The organism is Nonomuraea sp. NPDC051191, assembly GCF_044455665.1.
In the GTDB taxonomy this organism is placed as follows: domain Bacteria; phylum Actinomycetota; class Actinomycetes; order Streptosporangiales; family Streptosporangiaceae; genus Nonomuraea.
Window position 1 is genome coordinate 81,844 of sequence record NZ_JBITEZ010000014.1, and the last position, 20,319, is coordinate 102,162.

The window sequence follows — 20,319 nt, forward strand, 5'->3', positions numbered from 1 at the left end:
CACGAGTGAGAACCACAGACCGCCCTGCGACCCCCGTTTCACCGCCCAGGCGCTCCCGCATCGGCGATGTCCGGATGCGGTCGATCTATCGGGGGCTCGCCGTCGTGGCGGCCGTGGCGCTCGGCGCCACGGTGATCGTCCTGGCGCTCCCGTCCGGGCCGGACGAGGTCGTGGCGGGGCCGGTAACCGCGCCGCCGGCCGCACCCGCCTCGTCCGCTCCGGCCCCCACGTCGTCGGCCACCCCCACGCCGACGTCGTCCCCCACTTCCTCGTCCCCCACTTCCTCGCCCCCCGTCCCGACCCCCACACCGTCGCCGGGCTCCTCCCTCGCGCCCGGTTACACCGCCATGCAGGCCCTGTACGCCGACCCGCGCGTGCCCCGGCTGACCGGCCGCGTCAAGCGCATGGCCCTGCCCCGGCCGGCCAAGAGCGTGGTGAAGGACAGGCGCACCGGCCTGGCCGTGCCCCGGCTGGGCAAGCCGTGGAAGACGCACGGCGCGGCGCCGTTCACCAGCAAGCAGGTGCTGCCGGCGGCGCGCGGCGGCAAGCTGCGCGGCATGCTCGTGACCTGCCCGCTGCCGATCATGGAGCAGAGGTCGCCGCGCGACACGGCGCTGCTGGCCGCCCGCTGGACGCTCAACCACCACCCCAAGGGCTCCAAGATCAGCTGGCTCGCCTCGCAACGGGTTAAAACCGGATGGATGCTCGTATATCGCGTCAAATACGGCAAACATTCGTCAAGAGCGGCCGTCGTAGTCATGGACGGGGGAATGAGCAAGCCAGGACTTGCGTTCGTCACAGTGCCTGACTCGCAGAGAAAGCGTTGGCGTGATATTGGCCGCGTGGTCTCGGGAGTGCGTGTTCTAGGCTAGAAAGATCATGTATGCGGCGATGTGGGGGAGTGACGCCGTGGAACGCTCTGGACCGCCGCAGGCACCGAACAAGGGCAAGGTCAAGCCGCCCTGGCGCTCGGAGGGCCTGCCCGGTTCGCCTGGCGGGCGGCCCAAGATCAACTGGTGGCGATTCGTCGTCACCCTGCTCGTGGTGTACGCGGGCTTCTTCGTCGTGTCGTCCTTCGTGGACAGCAACTCGGTCGAGACGATCTCGTACACCGAGTTCACCAAGCAGGTCGACGCCAAGAACGTCAAGGACATCTACGCCCAGGGGCTGTCGGTCGAGGGCGACCTGAGGAGCTCGGCCAAGAACCCCGAGAGCAGCGAGTCCTACACCAAGTTCCAGACCGAGATCCCCGCCTTCGCCAACACCGACCAGCTCGACCAGCAGCTCAAGTCGGCCCAGGTGGAGACCACCTCCAAGCCGCTGACCCGGGGCTTCTTCTCCAACCTGCTGCTGTCGCTGCTGCCCGTGCTGCTGCTGGCCGGCCTGTGGATCTGGGTCATGCGCCGCGGCGCGAGCATGATGGGCGGCGGCCTGAGCGGGCTCGGCAAGTCCAAGGCCGCCAAGCCGGTCGAGGCCGGCAAGGTGCGCGTCACGTTCGACGACGTCGCCGGCATCGACGAGGTGGAGAACGAGCTCGTCGAGGTCGTCGACTACCTGAAGGACCCCGGCAAGTACCGCAGGCTGGGCGCCAAGCTGCCCAAGGGCGTGCTGCTGGCCGGCCCTCCCGGCACCGGCAAGACGCTGCTGGCCAGGGCCGTGGCGGGCGAGGCGAAGGTGCCGTACTTCTCGGCCAGCGCCTCCGAGTTCATCGAGATGATCGTCGGCGTGGGCGCCTCGCGCGTGCGCGACCTGTTCGAGGAGGCCCGCAAGGTCGCTCCCTCGATCGTGTTCATCGACGAGATCGACGCCATCGGACGGGCCCGCGGCGGCGCGGGCGGCATCGGCGGCCACGACGAGCGCGAGCAGACGCTGAACCAGATCCTCACCGAGATGGACGGCTTCTCCGGCGCCGAAGGCGTGATCGTCATCGGGGCCACCAACCGGCCCGAGATCCTCGACCCGGCGCTGCTGCGTCCCGGGCGCTTCGACCGTACGGTGCAGGTGGGCCTGCCCGACGCGGCCGGGCGCACGGCGATCCTGGAGGTGCACTCGCGCGGCGTGCCGCTCGACGGCGAGGTCAGCCTCGACCGCATCGCCAAGACCACCCCCGGCATGACCGGCGCCGACCTGGCCAACCTGGTCAACGAGGGCGCACTCCTCGCCGCCAAGCGCGGCAAGGAGAAGGTCGACATGTCCGACTTCGCGGACGCGCTGGAGAAGCTTCAGCTCGGCGCGGCCCGCAGCATCGTGATGCCGGAGGAGGAGCGCACCCGCACCGCCTTCCACGAGGCCGGACACGCCCTGCTCGGCATGCTCCAGCCCGGCGCCGACCCGGTCAGGAAGATCTCGATCATCCCGCGCGGCCGGGCGCTCGGCGTCACGCTGTCCACCCCCGACACCGACCGCTACGCCTACGACGAGCAGTACCTGCGCGGCCGCATCACCGGCGCGCTCGGCGGCATGGCGGCCGAGCAGGTGGTCTACGGCATCATCACCACCGGCGCCGAGAACGACCTCGAACAGGTCACCATGATCGCGCGCGGCATGGTGGGCCGATGGGGCATGTCGGAGAAGGTCGGCCCGCTGACCATCCTGCCCAACGACGGCTCCGCGCCGCAGGCGTCGCCGGCCACCCTCGCCACGGTGGACGAGGAGGCACGGCGCATCGTGGACGAGTGCTACGAACGCGCCGTCCAGGTGCTCACCGAGAACCGGGAACGGCTCGACGGCATCGTCGCGGCCCTGCTCGAACACGAGACGCTCGACGAGGTGAGCGCGTACGCCGCCGCCGGCCTGGCCAGCGGCAGCAAGCAGCCCGCCCTCGACTGAACCCCGGGAAACCCGGCTTTCCCGAGACTTAGGGGAACCCCGGCCTTGGCTCGATCACGGCCGGGGAACGTCTCCCGCGACTCAGATCGGGGGACCGTCTTGACACTGAATGACGAGCTTCTCGCCCAGCTCGGCGACTCAGGGGTGGACCAGATCGCCGGGATGCTCGGCACCGACACGGCCACGGCGCGCAAGGTCGTCGAGGCCGTGGCCGGCACGGTCCTCGGCGGCATGGCCCGCAACGCCGAACACCCCGACGGCGCGGAGGCCCTGCGCGGCGCCCTCGAAGACCACGTCGACACCGACCCCTTCAACGGCGACGTGGCCTCGCTGACCCGCGACGGCCACAGCATCCTCGGCCACGTCCTCGGCGGCCAGGGCACCGAACGGGCCGCCGCCGGGCTCTCGCAACTGGCCTGCGTCAGCTCCGGCACCATCATGAGACTGCTTCCCCTCGTCGCCCCCATGGTCATGTCCCTGCTGGCCAACCGCGCCGCCAACGCGAACATGGACGCCTCCGCCCTCGCCGCCGACCTGCGCCAGGAGCACGCCTCGCTGCCCGGCGGCCTCGGCCACCTGCTCGACGGCCTGCTCAGCGGCATCTTCGGCGGCGCCGTCCCGGCCCAGGGCGGCCCGTACGACCCGGCCGACCGGCAGCCCGCCAGAGGGACCCCCAACCACGACTGGTGACCGCGTGGGCCTTCGGTAAGCTGGGACGGTGATCGTTCTGGCCTCTGCCTCTCCCACCCGCCTCACCGTGCTGCGCAACGCCGGCCTCGACCCCAAGGTCATCGTCTCCGGCGTCGACGAGGACGCCTACACCGCGCACTCGCCGGCGGCGCTCAGCCTCGTCCTGGCCAGGGCCAAGGCGGAGGCGGTCGCGAGCGGGCTGGAGGAGGGGCTGGTCATCGGCTGCGACTCGATCCTCGAACTCGACGGCCGTCCCTACGGCAAGCCGGGCACCGCCGAGGAGGCCGTCGAGCGGTGGCGCATCATGCGCGGGCGCACCGGCCGCCTGGTGACCGGCCACTGCGTGATCGACGTGCCGGCGGGGCGGCAGGCCGCCCAGGTGGCCAGCACCGTGGTGCGCTTCGGCCAGCCGTCCGAGGACGAGATCGCGGCCTACGTCGCCACCGGCGAGCCGCTCGGCCTGGCCGGCGGGTTCAGCATCGAGGGGCGCGGCGGCTGGTTCGTCGAGGGCATCGAGGGCGACCACGGCAACGTGCTCGGGGTGTCCCTGCCGCTGCTGCGCGAGCTGTTCGACGAACTGGGTTACGCGGTCACGTCGTTCTGGCGCTAGCCTGCCGGGCATGCGATCTCTGCGCGACTTCGCGGCCGGTGTCGGCTTCTTCTTCCAGGGTCTCGGATGGGTGTCGCGGCACGGCCGGTGGTGGCTGTTCGGGCTGATCCCGGCGGTGATCGCGTTCGCCGTCTACGTGGTGGCGCTGATCCTGCTCGGCACCCACGCCCGCGACCTGGCCGAGTTCTTCACCCCGTTCGCCGACTCGTGGAGCTGGGTCGACCTGTTCCGCACGCTGGTGGGCATCGCGATCTTCCTCGGCGGGCTGGCGCTGGCGGTGCTGACGTTCGCGGCGCTGACGCTGGCGATCGGCGAGCCGTTCTACGAACGGCTCTCGGCCGAGGCCGATCCGCTGCCCGGGGCGGTGGAACAGCCGTGGTGGCGTACGCTGCCCCGTTCGATCCGGGACAGCCTGATCACCCTGTTCTACGTGCTGCTCCTCACCGTGCCGCTGTTCTTCCTGGGGTTCGTGCCGGTGATCGGCCAGACGGTGGTGCCCGTGGTGGGGGCCTTCGTCTCCGGGTTCTTCCTGACGGTCGAGCTCACCACGCTGGCCCTCGAACGCCGGGGGGTGTCCAGGAAGGAACGCTTCGCGCTGCTGCGCCGGAACATGGCGACCACGCTGGGGTTCGGGGTGGTCGGCTTCCTGCTGTTCCTGGTGCCGCTGGTGGCGGTCGTGATGATGCCGGCGGCGGTGGCGGGCGCCGCCCTCCTCGTACGCGCCCGCATCGCCCCCACCCCACCCCCCACCCCAGCCCCAACCCCCCTGACCCCACCGTCCCCCTGACCCCAAGGACGCCCCACCCGGTTTTCCACAGGGCGGGCGGCGGGGCGCTTCTCGTCCACAGAACAGCGCTCGGGCGTTCTCGGGTCGGGCCTTCCCGGCACCCTGGCGCTCATGACGACCAACGCCCCGGCCCCCTGCCTCACCCTGACCAGCCCGGCCGACATCCTGGCCGCAGTCCCCTACCTGGTCGGCTTCCACCCCCATGACAGCCTGGTCGTGATCGGCCTCCACCACGGCCAGGCCAAGGTGGCCGCGAGGTGGAGCCTCCCGTTCCCCCGGGGCACCCTCGCCCCCCTCACCGAGCTCTTCGCCCGCGAAGGCATCACCGAGATGGTCGTCGTCGGCTACGGCGGAGGCGAGACGGTGACCCCGGCCGTCGACGAGGCCAGGCTCGTGGCCGCCGCGTCGGAGATCCACGTGGGCGACGCGATCCGCGCCCATGAAGGGCGCTACTGGTCCTACGTCTGCGAGCTTCCCCGTTGCTGCCCGCCCGAGGGCACCCCCTACGACCCGACCACCAGCCAGATCGCCGCCGAGGCGACGGTGCGCGCCATGGTCGCCCTTCCCGACCGCCGCAGCCTGGAACGCACGATCGCCCCGGCAACGGGCCCGGTCCGCATGGCGATGCGCCGGGCCACCGCGGCCGCCGTGGCCGAGGTGCGAGCCCGCCTGACAGCAGCCCCCGACCTGGACACCTTCGCCCGGAGCTACGTCGCCGACGCGCTCACCGAAGTCCGCGCGAGCCTGACCGCCCACTCCGCCGGCGTCCGCCTCGACGATGTCGAAGCCGCCCGGCTGGGCCTGGCCCTGAGCGTGATCAGAGTCCGCGACGAAGCCTGGACCACGATGCGGGACGCCCACCTGCCCCTGTGGAAAGACCTCACGCGCCGCCTGGAGCCCCGCTTCGTCCCACCGGCCGCCTCCCTGCTGGCCATGGCCGCCTGGCGCACGGGCAACAACATCCTCGCCACCATCGCCCTCGAACGCGCGCTCACCACCGACCCCCACTACTCGATGGCCAACCTCCTGATGCACGCCCTGCAGAGCCTGCTCTCACCCGCCATCGTCCGAGACCGCCTCCCCACCCCCGCCGAGCTCGACACCGCCATGGGCCCGGCCAACGGCGGCTGGCTGGTCCCCATGCTCGGCCTGCTCGACGACGACCCGTCCCCGCACGGGCCCGTCCGGCACCGGGGGCCGGGTGGGAGCGCATGAAGAAAGGGCGCCGGTCACATCGACCAGCGCCCTTTCCCCCAGAACTACAGGCTGCCTTCTTCGCGGCGGCGGCGCTCGTTGTACGCACGCATCCGAGGGGGATAGCCCGTCAGCTGCACGTCGTACACCGGTAACGCCAGATCTCGGGCGACCTTGTGGATCACGGCGGGCGACCCGACCCTCCGCCTGGTCCACTCGCCGTCGTCAGCCACCGCCACAGCGGTCGTGTCGGTGGCGAACGTCTCCGGCTCGACGTAGAACTCGACGCCACGCCGCGAACGTGCGAAGGCGATGAGCGCTTCGATGTCGGCATCGGTCGCCTCGCGGTCGAACCGCGCGATCTTCTGGCCGCGCAGCCGACGGATACCGTAGCGGTCTCGCCATCTCATGAATCCTTTTTATACCGTCTGGAGCTCCGGCGTCGGGGATGATCTCGGGGACAGCTCCGGGTTTCTCCCGATGGCACGTCCGGCTCCGAGGACGCAGTATGAAGGTTGACCGCCGATTCCAAGGAGAGGCATGACCATCATGGCTGGGGTACCCAAGACCCCGGGGCCGGGACAGGTGCCGCCAGCTCATCTGCGCGTCACCGACCTGGACCGAGAGCACGTCGTCGAGCATGTCAAGGCCGCCTACGCGGAGGGCCGGTTCGACAAGCTGGAGTTCGACGACCGGCTGGGGCGCGCGATGACCGCCCGTACCCACGGTGACCTGATGCCCATCATGAACGAGCTGTACGGGAGGACGGCGGTGCCCGGCTTCGCGCCGCCGATGCCGCAGCCGGTCCGTCCCGTGCGGGCTTCGGAGAGCAACGAACGCCTCCAGGCCGCGTTCGGCCATCTGCTGATAGCCGTCGGGATCCCGGTCGTCGGCCCGTTGATCCTGCTGCTCACCGCGGCCAAGACGTCGCCGTACCTGCGTCGGCAGGCACTTGAGGCCCTGAACTTCCAGCTCACCGTGGTGGGGGCGACGTTCATCCTGCCCTTCACCGTCATCGGTATCGTGCTTCTGCCGGTGATCTGGGTCGCCGCCGTCGTCCTGGGCATCGTCGGCGGCATCTCCGCCCTGTCGGAGAGCGCCTTCCGCTACCCGCTGACGGTCCGGCTGGTCAAATAGCCGCACCCGCTGCTCTCAGAGGAAAGGGCTCAGGCCGGGGGATGTGCCGGGGCTCGGGCGGGGGATGCTCGGGGCGTTGGTGGGGAATGCCCGGGGCGCGGGTGGGCGGATGCCGGAGGGTCTGCGAGGTTGTCGGGGGATTCGTGGTGGGTGGTGCTGGGGGAGGGCCCGGCCCGCCCCCGGATGGCGAACAGGCGGGGGCGGGGCCGAGACGGGGCCGGAGGGGCGGTCAGCGGGCCAGAACTTCGTAGCGGACGGTCATCACGCCCGAGCTCAGACTGCCGATCGCGTCGAACGCGGCCGTGGAGAGGTCGAGACACCGGCCGCCCACGTACGGGCCGCGGTCGTTGATGCGCACGGTGACCGACGAGCCGTTGCGCGGGTTGGTGACGCGGACGCGGCTGCCCAGGGGGAGGGACTTGTGGGCGGCGGTCATGGCGGAGGGGTTGAAGCGTTCGCCGCTGGCCGTCATCTGGGGCTCGCCGTAGTACGAGGCGCCACAGGTCCCGGAGGACAGGACGCGGACCTTCGGCTTCGTCGTCCTGAGCTTGACCGGCTTGACGGTCTTGGCCGTCTTCGCCGTCTCGGACGCCGGCGTCTCGGTGGCGGCGGGCTGTGCGGCGGCGGGCGCCTTGGGCGCGGAGGTGTCGCCGTGCGGACTGTCCGGAACGGTCTTCGCGCCGGGCTCCGAAGCGGTGGCGGTCGAGGCGCCGGGGCTCGAAGCGGTGGCGGTCGAGGCGCCGGGGCTCGAAGCGCTGGGGCTCGAAGTGCTGGGAGCCGGGGTGATGGGCTTGGCCTGGGAGATCTGGGCCGCGCCCGGCGGGTTGGCGGTGCGGGCTGAGGTGGCCGCGGTGGCGGCGTCCTTGGCGGTGGTGGTGGCGGGGGCGTCGTTGCCGACGGCGGCCCAGGCGGTGGTCGAGGCGGCGGCCACGACGGCGGCGCCTGCGGCGATGGCGGTCCAGCGGCGCTTGCCCGGGGAGAGCTTGCGGTCGTTGGGGGACGATTTGTGGGAGTGCTGGCCCAAGGTAAACCACGGTCCTAGCTAGGGGACATGAAAGGGAAAGGCCAGGTCATGGGGGTGTGGAGGCGCGTGACGGCCTGTCCGCCCGCAAGGGATGGGGATCCAGCGGGCGAGGAAGAACATATGCGACAAACAGCAGGTAAAGACAACTTAATGCGACATACAGTGACATATCTCTCTTAAGGGCGCAAGAGGCCCAGAACGCCGAGCGTACGCCGAGGATCTTGGGGTTTCTGGAGAACGGCAGAACTCGCCAAAGACCACGGGACAGGAGATTTCGGCCTCAAGCCGTAAGCGGGAGATCCACGGGGCAACCCTCGCTCTGGACGTCCAGCCGGTCCGGGGAGTGTGAACGGGAGGAGCGGTCTCAGAACATCAGGGAGCGGACGGTGTCCACGGTGTCGGCGTCCTCGGCGCGCTTGTCCGGCCGATAGCGCAGCACCCGGGCGAAGCGCAGCGCCATCCCCCCGGGGTAGCGCGGCGAGCGCTGCACGCCGTCGAAGGCGATCTCCACGACCAGCTCGGGCCGGAGCTTGACCGCCCATTCGTCGGTGGGGCCGTCGGCGAGTTCGAGGAACCGCTCGGTCTGCCAGGCCAGCAGCTCGTCGGTGAGCCCCTTGAACGTCTTGCCGAGCATGACGAACCCGCCCTCGGGGTCGCGCGCGCCCAGGTGGAGGTTCGACAGCTTGCCCTGGCGCCGGCCATGGCCCCACTCGGCCGCCAGGACCACCAGGTCGAGGGTGTGCCGGGGCTTCACCTTGACCCAGCCCGCGCCACGCCGGCCGGCGGCGTAGGGAGCGGACAGGGACTTGACCACCAGGCCCTCGTGGCCCGCCTTGACCACGTCCGTGAAGAACTTCTCCGCCTCCGCCACGTCGGCGGTGATCAGCCGCGGCGTCAGCAGGCCGGGCGGGACGGCGCGGGCCAGGGCCTCCTGGCGCTGCGAGTACGGCAGGTCGAGCAGGTCGGCGCCGTCGGCGCGCAGCGCGTCGAAGAAGAACACGCTGAGCGGGGTCTGCTCGCGCAGCCTGGCGACGTCTGTCTTGCTGGAGACGCGGCTCGCGGTCACCTGGAACGGGTGGGGACGCCCGTCCGGCCGCAGCGCGAGAACCTCGCCGTCGAGCACCAGGTCGGCGCAGTCGAGCCTGAGCACCGCCTCGACCAGCTCGTGCACCTGCGCGGTGATGTCGTCGAGCGTGCGGGTGAAGACCCGCACCTCCGCGCCCGAGCGGTGGGCCTGCACGCGCACGCCGTCGAGCTTCCACTCCAGGGACGCGGGCGTGCCCGCCTTCTCCAGCGCGGCGGCCACGTTGGGGGCACTGCCCGCGAGCATGGGGGAGACCGGCCGGCCCACCTCCAGCTTGAACGCGTGCAACGCCGTCACGCCGCCCGTCAGCGCCGCCGCGCCCACGGCGGGCAGCCAGCCGCGCAGGGTGAGCGCGCGCCGCACGTCGGCCGACGGCGCACCGGACGCCTTGGCCAGCGCTTCGATCATCACGCCGTCGAGGGCGCCCTGACGCAGTTCGCCGTTGAGCAGCCTGCGCATGAACTGCTGCTCCTGGCTGGTCAGCCCCGCGAACAGCTCGGCGACCAGCGCCCTGCGCGCCGCCTGCGAGCCGGGGCCGGAGATGGCCTTGATGCGGGTCAGCAGCGCGTCGACGGCCGTCAGGGTGGCGGTGGCCGCCAGTTTGGGCTGCGGGACGTCCTCCAGCGAGCGCCAGCCCACGCCCACCTGGCGCTGCGGCAGATCGCCCGACAGGTAGGCGATGGCGATCTCCGCCTCGTCCGGGCCGACCCGGGCGAGCAGCTCGGCCAGATGGCCGACCTTGCCCAGCCGTGCGGAGGTGCGCGTCACCGCGTCGGAGGTACGGACCACGTCGATCAGAAGCACACCGCTATCGTGCCTCACCACGCCGACATTTCCCCACCCGATTTGTCCCGGGTTTTGCCAAAGCGGGGGAAGCCGCGGAAGCAGGGAGACCCAGGAAGCCGGGCGGGCCGCTGTCGGCGGCCCGCCCGTTCCCGGTCTAGCTGACGCCGAGCAGGTCGACCACGAAGATCAGCGTCTCGCCGCCCTTGATGCGCGGCGGCGCGCCGCGGTCACCGTAGCCGAGGTGCGGCGGGATGACGAGCTTGCGACGGCCGCCGACCTTCATCCCGGCGACCCCGCGGTCCCAGCCCGCGATGACGCGGCCGCCCCCGAGCGGGAACTCGAACGCCTGGCCGCGGTTCCACGACGCGTCGAACTCCTCTCCGGACGAGAACGAGACACCCACGTAGTGGACGCTGACGTTGTGGCCCGGCTTGGCCTCGGGGCCAGTGCCTTCGACGAGGTCGACGATCTCCAGATCGGCGGGCGGGTTGCCCTCGGGGAAGTCGATCTCAGGCTTCTCGAGTGCCACGAATGTGCTCCTGTTGACGATGACAATAACCCGACGACTCTATGCGGTCGGGATATCGTCGTCGTTCATGGCCGCCCTTTCTCCCGGCGCCGTGCTGCTCACCGGGCGCGTCGCCGTGGTCACCGGCGCGGCCCGGGGCATCGGGCCGACGATCGCCGAGACGTTCGCCGCCTGCGACCGCGCCTGGCCCCGGTAGGCCGCGCCCGAGCACGGCGAACCCGGCGCACCAACGGACGGTGCCGGGTGGGTCACCAGCTTTGGTGCAGAGGCATGCCTTCCGCGTAGCCCGACGAGCTCTGGATGCCGACGACGGCCTGGCGGTGGAACTCCTCCAGGTTCGCCGCGCCCGCGTACGTGCACGACGACCGCAGGCCCGCGACGATCCCGTCGATCTGGTCCTCCACGCTGGGCCGCTTGGGGTCGAGGTACATGCGCGAGGTCGAGATGCCCTCCTCGAACAGCGCCTTCCTGGCCCGGTCGTAGGCGGAGTCCTCGGCGGTCCTGAGCCGTACGGCCCGCGAGGAGGCCATGCCGAAGTTCTCCTTGTACTTGCGCCCGTCGGCGTCGGTACGGGCGTCGCCGGGCGACTCGTACGTGCCGGCGAACCACGAGCCGATCATCACGTTGGACGCCCCGGCGGCCAGCGCGAGCGCCACGTCCCGAGGGTGCCGGACGCCGCCGTCCGCCCAGACGTGCCTGCCGAGACGGCGGGCCTCGGCCGAGCATTCGAGCACCGCCGAGAACTGCGGACGCCCGACGCCGGTCATCATCCGCGTGGTGCACATGGCGCCCGGCCCCACGCCGACCTTGAGGATGTCGGCCCCCGCCTCGACCAGGTCGCGCACGCCCTCGGCGGTCACCACGTTGCCCGCCGCGACCGGTACGCCGGGGTCGAGCGCCCGTACCGCGCGCAGGGCGGCGATCATCTTCTCCTGGTGGCCGTGGGCGGTGTCCACGACCAGGCAGTCGGCCCCGGCCTCCAGCAGTTCCTTGGCCTTGGCGGCGACGTCGCCGTTCACGCCGACGGCCGCGGCGATGCGCAGGCGGCCCTGGGCGTCGAGTGCGGGCTGGTAGAGCGTGGCCCGCAGCGCGCCCGTACGGGTGAGGATGCCGACCAGCCGGCCGTCCTCGTCCACGATGGGCGCGAGGCGGTGACGTCCCCCGTGCAGGCGGTCGAAGGCGGCGCGCGGGTCGAGCCCGGCGGGCAGCGTCAGCAGCTCGCTCGACATGACCTCGGACAGCTGCGTGTACATGTCCACGCCCTGGCAGTCGGCCTCGGTCACCACGCCGACGGGACGGTTGTCCCAGTCGACGACGATGACCGCGTTGTGGGCGCGCTTGGGCAGCAGTTGCAGCGCCTCGCCCACGGTGTCGTGCGGGGTGAGGGTGAGCGGGGTGTCGTGGACCAGGTCGCGCTTCTTGACCCAGTCGACCACCTCGGCGACGACGTCGAGGGGGATGTCCTGGGGGATCACGGTGATCCCGCCGCGGCGGGCCACGGTCTCGGCCATGCGGCGGCCGGCGACCGCGGTCATGTTGGCGACGACGAGGGGGATGGTGGTGCCCGTGCCGTCGTTCGTGGAGAGGTCGACCGCGAGCCGCGATCCGACCGAGGAGCGCGACGGCACCATGAACACGTCGCTGTAAGTCAAATCGTAGCGAGGCTCTTGGTCATTGAGAAACTTCACGTTCATCCATCTTATGGGGTGACAGGTTCAACAAGGGGTTTCCCCCTTTCTCCGGGGCTTATGATCGGCCGGGGACACATTTGGGGGAGGGAAGTCGTGGATATCGTCGAACGGGCCGAGCTGACCGTGGTGGGCTTCGCCGTACGCACAACGAACGCCGACGAGGCGGATCCGGCGCGGGCGACGCTGCCCGCGCTGTGGCAGCGGGCGGGCGCGCCGGGGGCCTTCGCGCACGTGCCGGGCCGTGTCGACGAGAACCTCTACGCGGTGCTCACCGACTACGAGAGCGACCACACCGGCGCTTATACGCAGATCGTCGGAATCGGCGTGCGCACGGTGCCGCGGCTGCCCGAGGGCATGGTGGCGGTGCGCGTGCCGATCGCCAAGTCGCTGCGGCTGCAGGCCCGCGGGCCGATGCCGCAGGCGCTGATCGAGGCGTGGCAGCAGGTGTGGCAGTTCACCGAGTCGGGCGGCCAGCCCTCCCGCGCCTTCACCACGGACCTGGAGGTCCACCACCCCGAGGGCGCCGACCTCTACGTGGCCGTCTAGGTCACACCCCGAGGGCGCCGACCGTCTAGGTCACCCCCGAAGGCGCCGACCTCCACGCGGCCGTCCAAGCCGCACCCTGAGGGCGCGGCCGTTCAGGTCGCTTGGCGAGGGGGCGAGGGGGCGAGGGGGCGAGGGGGCGAGGGGGCGAGGTTCGCGTGGTCGGCCGGGTCAGAGGCCGAGGGCGTCGGCTGCCGCTGCGACGGCCGTCGGTTTGACGTCCTCCAACGGGAGGCCGGCGTATTCGACCGTGCAGTCGGCCATGCCGCCGAGCGCCACCGTGGCCCGGATCTGCTGGGCCTGCGTGAGGTCGGGCCCGAGCAGCAGGGCGATCAGCTCGCGCCGCCATTCGAACATGCGCTGACCGAGATCGAGGTAGGACAGGATCGAGATGTCGCGCACCATCATCCCGGTCACGTCGCGGTGGCGCCACATGAGCTCGAAGTAGTCGTCGAGCAGCGCGCGCGGGTCGCCGGGCTGCCGCCTGGCGGTGAAGCGCTCGAAGTCCTCCACCAGCGGCTGCACGATGCTGCGCACCAGGTCGTCGCGCGAGGCGAAGTGGTAATAGAGCGCGGGCTTGGTGATGCCCAGCCGGTCGGAGATCTGGCGCAGGCTGGTGTTCTGCACGCCCTGCTCGGCGAACAGCTCGCGGGCCACCGCCTGGATGCGGGACTTGGTGTCACTGGGCATGGCAGAAGTTTATCCCTTACCTACCGTTAAGTAAGGACGCGTGCTAGCGTGGACTTACCAACCGTTAAGTAAGGAGAGCGGCCATGAAGGTCCTCGTCTCGGGAGCCAGCGTCACCGGGCCGGTGCTGGCGTACTGGCTGGCCAGGTACGGCTTCGAGGTCACGGTCGTCGAACGCGCCCCGGCGCTCAGGAAGTCGGGCGGCCACGCGGTCGACCTGTTCAAACCGGCCATGGACATCGTCGAGAAAATGGGCGTCCTGAGGCTGATCATGGTGAAGAAGACCGGCACCGACTGGCTCAGGGTCCACCGGGAGGGCCGGGCGCGGCCCGTGGAACTGGAGCTGCGCCGCGTCCTCACGGCCGTCTCCGACCGGCACGTCGAGATCATGCGCGACGACCTGAGCGAGGTCCTCCACGAGGCGACCCGCCACGACGCCGCCTACGTCTTCGGCGACTCCATCGCCTCGATCTCCGAGGACGGCGAGGTGTGCTTCGACAGTGGCCGGCAGGAGCGCTTCGACCTGGTGATCGGCGCCGACGGGCTGCACTCCAACGTGCGCCGCCTGACCTTCGGCCCCGAGGAGCGCTTCACCTTTTGGATCGGCGCCTACCTCGCCGTCGCCTCCGTCCCCAACTTCCTGGACCTGGACGGCCGGATGGAGGCCATGGCGGGCGAGGGCTGGATGGCCGCCGTGTACAGCGCCGCGCACATGGACGACGCGCGGGCCGGCTTCCTGTTCAGGACGCCGGAGCCGCTCGACTACCACCATCGGGACGTGGCCCGCCAGAAGGAACTGCTGCGCGAGCGGTTCGGCGGCCTGGGCTGGCAGGTCCCCAGAATCCTGGACGAGCTGGACCGCACGCCCGCCTTCTACTTCGACTCCATCACCCAGCTCAGGCTCGACTCCTGGTCGCGTGGCCGGGTGACGCTGGCCGGGGACGCCGGTTACTGCCCGGGCCCGGCCGTGGGCGGCAGCACGAGCCTGGCGGTGGTGGGGGCGTACGTGCTGGCGGGCGAGCTGGCCGCGCACGGCGGCGACCACCGGACCGCCTACCCCGCCTATGAGGCCGAGATGGGCGATTACGTGCGCCGCAGCCGCTCGTTCGCCCGCCGTGCGGCCAGGGGCATCGTGCCGGGGAGCCGGTTCGACCTGTGGGCGCTCACCCAGGGCATCCGGCTGGTCAACCACGTGCCGGTCGCCCTCACCAGGGCCGCGACCAAGATCAGCAGCAAGGGGGTGCGCCTGCACGACTCGATCACCCTCAAGGACTACACGGCCCACACACGCCCGGCGACGCCGTCACACCCCTGACGAGCGCCCAGGAACGCCCAGGAACGCCCAGAGAGCGCCGTCACGCCCCTGACTGAACGCACGCCCGGGAATGCCGTCTCAGGCCAGGACGCCCTGCTCGCGCAGCTTGTCCGCCTCCTCCGCCGACAACCCCCAGGCGGACAGGTCCGCGAGGCGCGTGGCCGGCGACAGGTCCGGGGCCGGCGTGCCGAGCAGGCGCGGCGCGGGCATCGGCTGGGTCGTGCCGCCGACCTCGGTGAACGTTCCCCGGGCGACGTTGTGCGGGTGCCGCGCGGCCTCGGCCATGGACAGGACGGGGGAGACGCAGGCGTCCGACCCCTCGAACAGGGCCTCCCACTCGGCACGGGTGCGCTTGGCGAACTCCTCGGCCAGCCGGGCCTTGAGGGCGGGCCACTGCGTCCTGTCGTTCCTGTCGGGCAGGCCGGTCAGGCCCATCAGGTTCACCATGGCGTCCCAGAACTGCGGTTCGAGCGAGCCGACCGCCAGGTGGCCGCCGTCGGCGGTCTCGTAGGTGTCGTACTGGGGGGCGCCGGTGTCGAGCAGGTTGGTGCCGCGGGGGCCCCAGAAGCCGCTCTGCGCGGCCTGGTAGAACATCGAGAAGAGCACGGCGGCGCCGTCCACCATGGCGGCGTCGATCACGCGTCCCTTCCCGGTGCGCTCGCGCTCGAACAGGGCCAGCAGCACGCCGTAGGCCAGCATGAGGCCGCCGCCGGCGAAGTCGCCGAGGATGTTGATCGGCGGGGTCGGCCGGTCGTCCTCGCGGCCGAGCATCGACAGCACGCCGGAGATCGCGATGTAGTCGATGTCGTGGCCGGCGGTGGGCGCGAGCGGGCCGTCCTGGCCCCAGCCGGTCATCCGGCCGTAGATCAGCCGCTCGTTCACCGCGTGCAGGTCGGCGGGGCCTATGCCGAGCCGTTCGGCGACGCCGGGGCGGAACACCTCGATCACCACGTCGGCGTTGCGGGCCAGCTCCTTGAAGGCGGCCACGCCTTCGGGCGACTTCAGGTCCAGGCCGATCGTCCGCTTGCCGCGGTCCATGACGTCCGTGCGGGGTCTGTCGGACACCGCCTTCACCCGGTCGACCCGCAGCACCTCGGCGCCGTGGTCGGCCAGCATCATCCCGGCGAACGGCCCCGGGGCCAGCCCCGCGAGCTCCAGAACGCGCACTCCGGCCAGCGGACCGCCACTACCCTTCGACATGGACATCTCCTCGACAGCGTCACAAGGGGGCTCAGAACCTGCCCCAGTAGAACAACCTTCGGCGAGTCGTGGCAAGCGGCCTTTCCTGCGTCCTCCCCGCGAACTCGTGGGAGGTATGGGAAACTTGCCCACTGTTCGGGTGGTCTACAGATCGCCGGCGTCCAGCGGCTGTCTGCAGCAGGCGCTCGCGCCGCTACAGGGGTAGGACATGGTTTCGGAGAGCAACCAGCTAGTCGCCAGGCGCTACCAGTTACTGCGCGAACTGGGCCGCGGGGGTATGGGCGTCGTCTGGGAGGGCTACGACACGCTGCTCAACCGGCAGGTGGCCATCAAGGAAGTGCTGCTGCCCGAGGGGCTGTCGCCGGGCGAGCAGGAGCGCCACCTCATGCGCACCGCCCGCGAGGCCCGTACGGCGGCCAAGCTCAACCACCCCTCCGTGGTCGCGGTCTACGACGTGGTCGAGGAGGGCGGGCGGCCCTGGATCGTCATGGAGCTGGTCGCGCACCCCTCGCTGGAAGAGGTCGTGGCCACCTCCGGGGCCCTGCCCGTACGGCAGGCGGCCGACGTGGGCCGCCAGGTGCTGTCGGCGCTCAAGGCCGCCCACGAGGCCGGGATCCTGCACAGGGACGTCAAGCCCGCCAACATCCTGATCGCCGACGACGGCCGCGTGGTGCTGATGGACTTCGGCATCGCCACGGTCGAGGGCGACGCCTCGCTGACCAGGACCGGCATGGTGACCGGCTCGCCCAGCTTCCTCGCCCCCGAACGGGTGCGCGCCGACGAGGCCGGACCGCCCTCCGACCTGTGGTCGCTCGGCGCGACGCTGTTCGCCTCGATGGTGGGCCGCTCGCCCTTCGACCGCGGCGAGGCCATGGCGACCCTCAACGCGCTGCTCAACGAGGAGCCCGACTACCGGCGCATCCCGCCGATCATGCATCCGGTCCTGAAGGGCCTGCTGCGCAAGGAGCCCGCCGAGCGGGTGGACGCCGAGGAGGCCGACCGGCTGCTCGCCGCCATCGAGGTGGCGGCCAAGCCGGCCTACGCCGACCTGCCGGAGAAGAAGCCGGGCGGCGGCGGCCGCGGACGGGCCGTGCTGGCCGTGGCCGCGGCGGCCGTGGTGCTCGTCGCGGGCGGCGCCGTCGCCTACTTCAAGCTCGCCCCGCCCGCCGAGGGCGCCCCGCGCACCGCCCAGCCGGCCGCCGCGGCCAGCCCGCTGACGCCGTCCCCCTCGCAGGAGCCCACGACGAGCCGGACGCCGTCGGCCACCCCGACGCCGACCGTGCGCCGGGTGCGCCCGCTCGTGCGCGCGTGGACCTCGCGGGACGGCTGGTCGATCCTGCGCCCGATCGGCTGGCGGGGCGCGCTGCGCGAGTCCTCCACCGAGTGGACGCGCCGCGACGGCAACGCCCACCTCGGCGTCCAGGCCCTGTTCTCCAGCCTCGACGCCAACCAGATCCTGCGCGACTCGGAGGAGACGCTGCGGGAGGAGGGCCAGGAGGTGATCAGCCGCGGCCGCCGCGTGGTCGTCCACCGGGGCGTCAAGGCGGTCGAGTGGGAGTTCTCCTGGACGGCGGCCAGCGCCGCGGGCACCGGCTGGATCAGGCCCGGCATGACCTACCACGAGGTGCGCCGCGCGGTGGTGTCCGGCGAGACGGCCTACATCCTGTCCTGGACGGTCGCCCAGGACCAGTGGCTGCGCAACAGGGGGCTGATGCGACAGGTGATCGACAGCTTTACGGTGAAGGCATGAGCCCCTGGAACCTGCTCGCCCTGCCGCCGCTGCCCGAGGAGGCGACGCGCGGCCTGCTCGCCCCGCTCGGCGACCGGGTGACGGTCCGCGTGCCCGCCACCCGCGACCGGGCCGGGCTGCTGGCCGCGCTGCCCGAGGCCGAGATCGTGCTCGGCGACTGGACCTCCACGCTCGTGCTCGACGCCGAGGCGGTCAAGCACGCGCCCGCGCTGGCCTTCGTGCAGCAGCCCTCGGTGGGCGTCGACGGCCACGACCTGGCCGCCCTGGCCGAGGCCGGGGTGCCGCTGGCCAACACGCCGGGCGTCAGCGCCGTCGCGGTGTCGGAGTGGTGCCTGGCGGCCACGTTGTCGCTGTCGCGCAGGCTGGGGGCCGCCGACGCCGCCGTACGCGCGGGGGAGTGGCCGCAGCAGGGGCTGAGGCCGCGTGAGCTGAGCGGCCGCCGGGTCGGCGTCGTCGGTTACGGCCCGATCGGCGAGAACTGCGTCCGCCTGTTCGGCGCCCTGGGCTGCGAGGTCTCCTACTGGACCAGGTCCCCGCGGCAGGCGCCCGGCCGCGCCGACCTGGAGACGCTGGTGGCCACCAGCGACGTCCTGGTCGTGGTCATCGCGCTGTCGGAGGAGACCCGCGGGCTGATCGACCCGCGCCGCATGAAGCAGGGCGCGCTGCTGGTCAACGCGGCAAGGGGCGGCGTCGTCGACCAGGCGGCGCTGGTCGCCGCGCTGCGCGACGGGCACCTCGGCGGGGCCGCGCTCGACGTGTTCGACACCGAGCCGCTGCCCGCCGGCGATTCGCTGCGCGACCTGGCGGACGTGCTGCTGTCGCCGCACGCCGCCGGGGTGACGCCCGAGGCGACGACGCGCCTGCTCACGGCGACGCTGGACAACCTCGCGGCGGCACTGGAGGGACGAGAGGTACGTGCCGTCCTCAACGGGGTCTCACCCGTCGTACGCAGGAGATTTCCGCATTCGCCTCCCATATAGGCGTTTCACCTGGCACGATGAACAGTTTTCGTGTCTTTAACGACCCCGGTCTGTTCGAGTCGCCCCGCGGGAGATACGGTCTTACGGACGATCTCTACCAGCTCAAGGGGGTGCTTCCGTGACGACGACGATGTCGACACACCAACGGGCAGTAGAGCAGATCCGGCAGTCCTACGCCGAGATCCCCGGCGACGCCGCTCCCCGGTTGGCCAAGTCCACGTCCAACTTGTTCAGGTTCCGTGACGGGGGCAAGACGGCCAAGCTGTCGGCCAGGGACCTGGACGAAGTCATCAGCGTGGACCCGGTGACGATGACGGCCGAGGTCCAGGGCATGACGACGTACGAGCACCTGGTCGAGGCCACGTTGCCGCACGGGCTCATGCCGTACGTGGTGCCGCAGCTCAAGACGATCACGCTCGGCGGCGCCGTCACCGGCCTCGGCATCGAGTCGACCAGCTTCAGGGACGGCCTTCCGCACGAGTCGGTGGAGGAACTGGAGATCCTCACCGGCGACGGCCGCATCATCGTGGCCCGTGACGACAACGAGCACCAGGATCTGTTCCGCGCCTTCCCCAACTCCTACGGGACGCTCGGCTACGCGCTGCGCATCCGGATCAAGCTCCGCAAGGTCCAGCCGTACGTGCACCTGACGCACATCAGGTTCACCGACGCGGCCAAGTGCATGCTGGCCATGCAGGAGATCAGCGACAGCATGGTCCACGACGGCGAGCAGGTCGACTTCGTGGACGGCGTCTTCTTCGACCCGGAGGAGATGTACATCACGCTGGGCCGCTTCGCCGACCGCGCGCCCTACGTCTCCGACTACACCGGCATGCGCATCTACTACCAGTCGATCAGGCAGCGCAGCCGCGACTGGCTGAGCATCCACGACTACCTGTGGCGCTGGGACACCGACTGGTTCTGGTGCTCGCGGGCGTTCGGCGTGCAGCAGCCGGTGGTCCGCTCGCTGATGCCGCGCCGCTGGATGCGCTCCGACGTCTACCGCAGGCTGGTCGCCCTCGACCGGCGGACCGGCCTGACCGCCCGCATCGACCGGTGGCGCGACCAGCCCGTCCAGGAGTCGGTCATCCAGGACGTCGAGGTGCCCATCGAGCGCGGCGCGCAGTTCCTGGAGTTCTTCCACGACAAGGTGGGCATGACCCCCGTGTGGATGTGCCCGCTGCGGGCGAGCTCCCGCTGGCCGCTGTACCCGCTGGAGCCCGGCAAGCTCTACGTCAACTTCGGCTTCTGGGGCATGGTCCCGCTGCCGCGCGGCCAGTTCGACGGCTACTACAACAAGCTCATCGAGGACTCGGTGCACGAGCTGGACGGCCACAAGTCGCTCTACTCGACCTCCTTCTACGCCCGTGAGCAGTTCTGGGAGCTGTACAACGGTGATGCTTATTGGCCGGTCAAGCGGGAATACGACCCGAACGGTCGCCTGCTGGACCTGTACGAAAAGTGTGTACGGGGAAGGTGAGC

Annotated in this window: 20 protein-coding genes; 13 read left to right on the top strand and 7 right to left on the bottom strand. The window is 71.1% G+C overall.

The genetic code is table 11. From position 1 onward, the window contains the following. Nucleotides 1-74 precede the first annotated feature (74 nt). From ACIA8R_RS36390 to ACIA8R_RS36415, 6 genes are all read left to right on the top strand, one after another. Nucleotides 75-872: a hypothetical protein gene (locus ACIA8R_RS36390; RefSeq protein ID WP_397042276.1), complete on the top strand. Its 798-nt coding sequence runs from the start codon at nt 75-77 to the stop codon at nt 870-872. A gap of 37 nt (nt 873-909) precedes the next feature. Then, entirely contained in the window at nt 910-2,829 is a 1,920-nt protein-coding gene (gene ftsH / locus ACIA8R_RS36395) for an ATP-dependent zinc metalloprotease FtsH (protein WP_364090863.1), read from the top strand. Nucleotides 2,830-2,928: 99 nt separating this feature from the next. Beyond that, the gene (locus tag ACIA8R_RS36400; protein ID WP_397042277.1) at nt 2,929-3,519 is read left to right on the top strand and encodes a DUF937 domain-containing protein; all 591 of its coding nucleotides are present in this window, start codon (nt 2,929-2,931) and stop codon (nt 3,517-3,519) included. Nucleotides 3,520-3,547: 28 nt separating this feature from the next. Further along, nucleotides 3,548-4,129 carry a nucleoside triphosphate pyrophosphatase gene (locus tag ACIA8R_RS36405; RefSeq protein ID WP_357698741.1) on the top strand — a complete coding sequence of 194 codons (582 nt, stop codon included), beginning with the start codon at nt 3,548-3,550 and terminating at the stop codon, nt 4,127-4,129. 10 nt (nt 4,130-4,139) lie between these two features. Further along, complete coding sequence (locus ACIA8R_RS36410) at nt 4,140-4,916, top strand: EI24 domain-containing protein (protein WP_357698738.1); 777 nt, start codon at nt 4,140-4,142, stop codon at nt 4,914-4,916. Between the two features lie 111 nt (nt 4,917-5,027). Beyond that, the gene (locus ACIA8R_RS36415) at nt 5,028-6,131 is read left to right on the top strand and encodes a DUF4192 domain-containing protein (RefSeq protein ID WP_397042278.1); all 1,104 of its coding nucleotides are present in this window, start codon (nt 5,028-5,030) and stop codon (nt 6,129-6,131) included. A gap of 44 nt (nt 6,132-6,175) precedes the next feature. Here the strand turns inward: ACIA8R_RS36415 and ACIA8R_RS36420 are convergent, their stop codons facing one another. Beyond that, on the bottom strand, nt 6,176-6,520 hold the full coding sequence (locus ACIA8R_RS36420) for a hypothetical protein (RefSeq protein ID WP_352327808.1): 345 nt from the start codon (nt 6,518-6,520) through the stop codon (nt 6,176-6,178). A 130-nt stretch (nt 6,521-6,650) separates the two neighbouring features. On the opposite strand from ACIA8R_RS36420, the gene ACIA8R_RS36425 reads away from it, so the two are divergent. Further along, nucleotides 6,651-7,247, top strand: a complete 597-nt coding sequence (locus tag ACIA8R_RS36425; RefSeq protein ID WP_357698733.1) for a DUF1707 and DUF4870 domain-containing protein — start codon at nt 6,651-6,653, stop codon at nt 7,245-7,247. 229 nt (nt 7,248-7,476) lie between these two features. Here the strand turns inward: ACIA8R_RS36425 and ACIA8R_RS36430 are convergent, their stop codons facing one another. The 3 genes from ACIA8R_RS36430 to ACIA8R_RS36440 form a co-directional block, all read right to left on the bottom strand. Then, nucleotides 7,477-8,271 (bottom strand): septal ring lytic transglycosylase RlpA family protein, encoded by a 795-nt coding sequence (locus ACIA8R_RS36430; RefSeq protein ID WP_397042279.1) that lies wholly within the window; start codon nt 8,269-8,271, stop codon nt 7,477-7,479. A 364-nt stretch (nt 8,272-8,635) separates the two neighbouring features. Next, a complete protein-coding gene (locus ACIA8R_RS36435; RefSeq protein ID WP_397042280.1) occupies nt 8,636-10,159 on the bottom strand; it encodes an ATP-dependent DNA ligase in 1,524 nt (507 codons plus the stop codon). A gap of 136 nt (nt 10,160-10,295) precedes the next feature. Further along, the gene (locus ACIA8R_RS36440; protein ID WP_352357863.1) at nt 10,296-10,670 is read right to left on the bottom strand and encodes an FKBP-type peptidyl-prolyl cis-trans isomerase; all 375 of its coding nucleotides are present in this window, start codon (nt 10,668-10,670) and stop codon (nt 10,296-10,298) included. A 67-nt stretch (nt 10,671-10,737) separates the two neighbouring features. Here ACIA8R_RS36440 and ACIA8R_RS36445 point away from each other — a divergent pair, with 67 nt between their 5' ends. Continuing rightward, complete coding sequence (locus ACIA8R_RS36445) at nt 10,738-10,866, top strand: hypothetical protein (RefSeq protein WP_397042281.1); 129 nt, start codon at nt 10,738-10,740, stop codon at nt 10,864-10,866. A 52-nt stretch (nt 10,867-10,918) separates the two neighbouring features. On the opposite strand, the gene ACIA8R_RS36450 is transcribed toward ACIA8R_RS36445, so the two are convergent. Then, nucleotides 10,919-12,358 (bottom strand): GuaB1 family IMP dehydrogenase-related protein, encoded by a 1,440-nt coding sequence (locus tag ACIA8R_RS36450; protein WP_357698723.1) that lies wholly within the window; start codon nt 12,356-12,358, stop codon nt 10,919-10,921. 96 nt (nt 12,359-12,454) lie between these two features. Between ACIA8R_RS36450 and ACIA8R_RS36455 the strand changes: the two genes are divergently transcribed. Next, complete coding sequence (locus ACIA8R_RS36455; RefSeq protein ID WP_357698721.1) at nt 12,455-12,907, top strand: effector binding domain-containing protein; 453 nt, start codon at nt 12,455-12,457, stop codon at nt 12,905-12,907. Nucleotides 12,908-13,075: 168 nt separating this feature from the next. On the opposite strand, the gene ACIA8R_RS36460 is transcribed toward ACIA8R_RS36455, so the two are convergent. After that, on the bottom strand, nt 13,076-13,594 hold the full coding sequence (locus tag ACIA8R_RS36460; RefSeq protein ID WP_357698719.1) for a helix-turn-helix domain-containing protein: 519 nt from the start codon (nt 13,592-13,594) through the stop codon (nt 13,076-13,078). 83 nt (nt 13,595-13,677) lie between these two features. Here ACIA8R_RS36460 and ACIA8R_RS36465 point away from each other — a divergent pair, with 83 nt between their 5' ends. Next, nucleotides 13,678-14,907 carry an FAD-dependent monooxygenase gene (locus ACIA8R_RS36465; protein WP_397042282.1) on the top strand — a complete coding sequence of 410 codons (1,230 nt, stop codon included), beginning with the start codon at nt 13,678-13,680 and terminating at the stop codon, nt 14,905-14,907. Nucleotides 14,908-14,985: 78 nt separating this feature from the next. Here the strand turns inward: ACIA8R_RS36465 and ACIA8R_RS36470 are convergent, their stop codons facing one another. Continuing rightward, nucleotides 14,986-16,107, bottom strand: coding sequence for a CaiB/BaiF CoA transferase family protein (locus tag ACIA8R_RS36470; protein ID WP_397042283.1), 1,122 nt, complete (start codon nt 16,105-16,107; stop codon nt 14,986-14,988). 208 nt (nt 16,108-16,315) lie between these two features. On the opposite strand from ACIA8R_RS36470, the gene ACIA8R_RS36475 reads away from it, so the two are divergent. The 3 genes from ACIA8R_RS36475 (at nt 16,316) to ACIA8R_RS36485 (ending at nt 20,317) form a co-directional block, all read left to right on the top strand. Then, the gene (locus ACIA8R_RS36475; protein WP_357698710.1) at nt 16,316-17,857 is read left to right on the top strand and encodes a serine/threonine-protein kinase; all 1,542 of its coding nucleotides are present in this window, start codon (nt 16,316-16,318) and stop codon (nt 17,855-17,857) included. After that, nucleotides 17,854-18,837: an NAD(P)-dependent oxidoreductase gene (locus ACIA8R_RS36480; protein WP_397042284.1), complete on the top strand. Its 984-nt coding sequence runs from the start codon at nt 17,854-17,856 to the stop codon at nt 18,835-18,837. Before ACIA8R_RS36475 ends, ACIA8R_RS36480 begins: the two co-directional genes overlap by 4 nt. Before the next feature lie 130 nt (nt 18,838-18,967). After that, the gene (locus ACIA8R_RS36485) at nt 18,968-20,317 is read left to right on the top strand and encodes an FAD-binding oxidoreductase (RefSeq protein ID WP_357698705.1); all 1,350 of its coding nucleotides are present in this window, start codon (nt 18,968-18,970) and stop codon (nt 20,315-20,317) included. Nucleotides 20,318-20,319 lie beyond the last annotated feature (2 nt).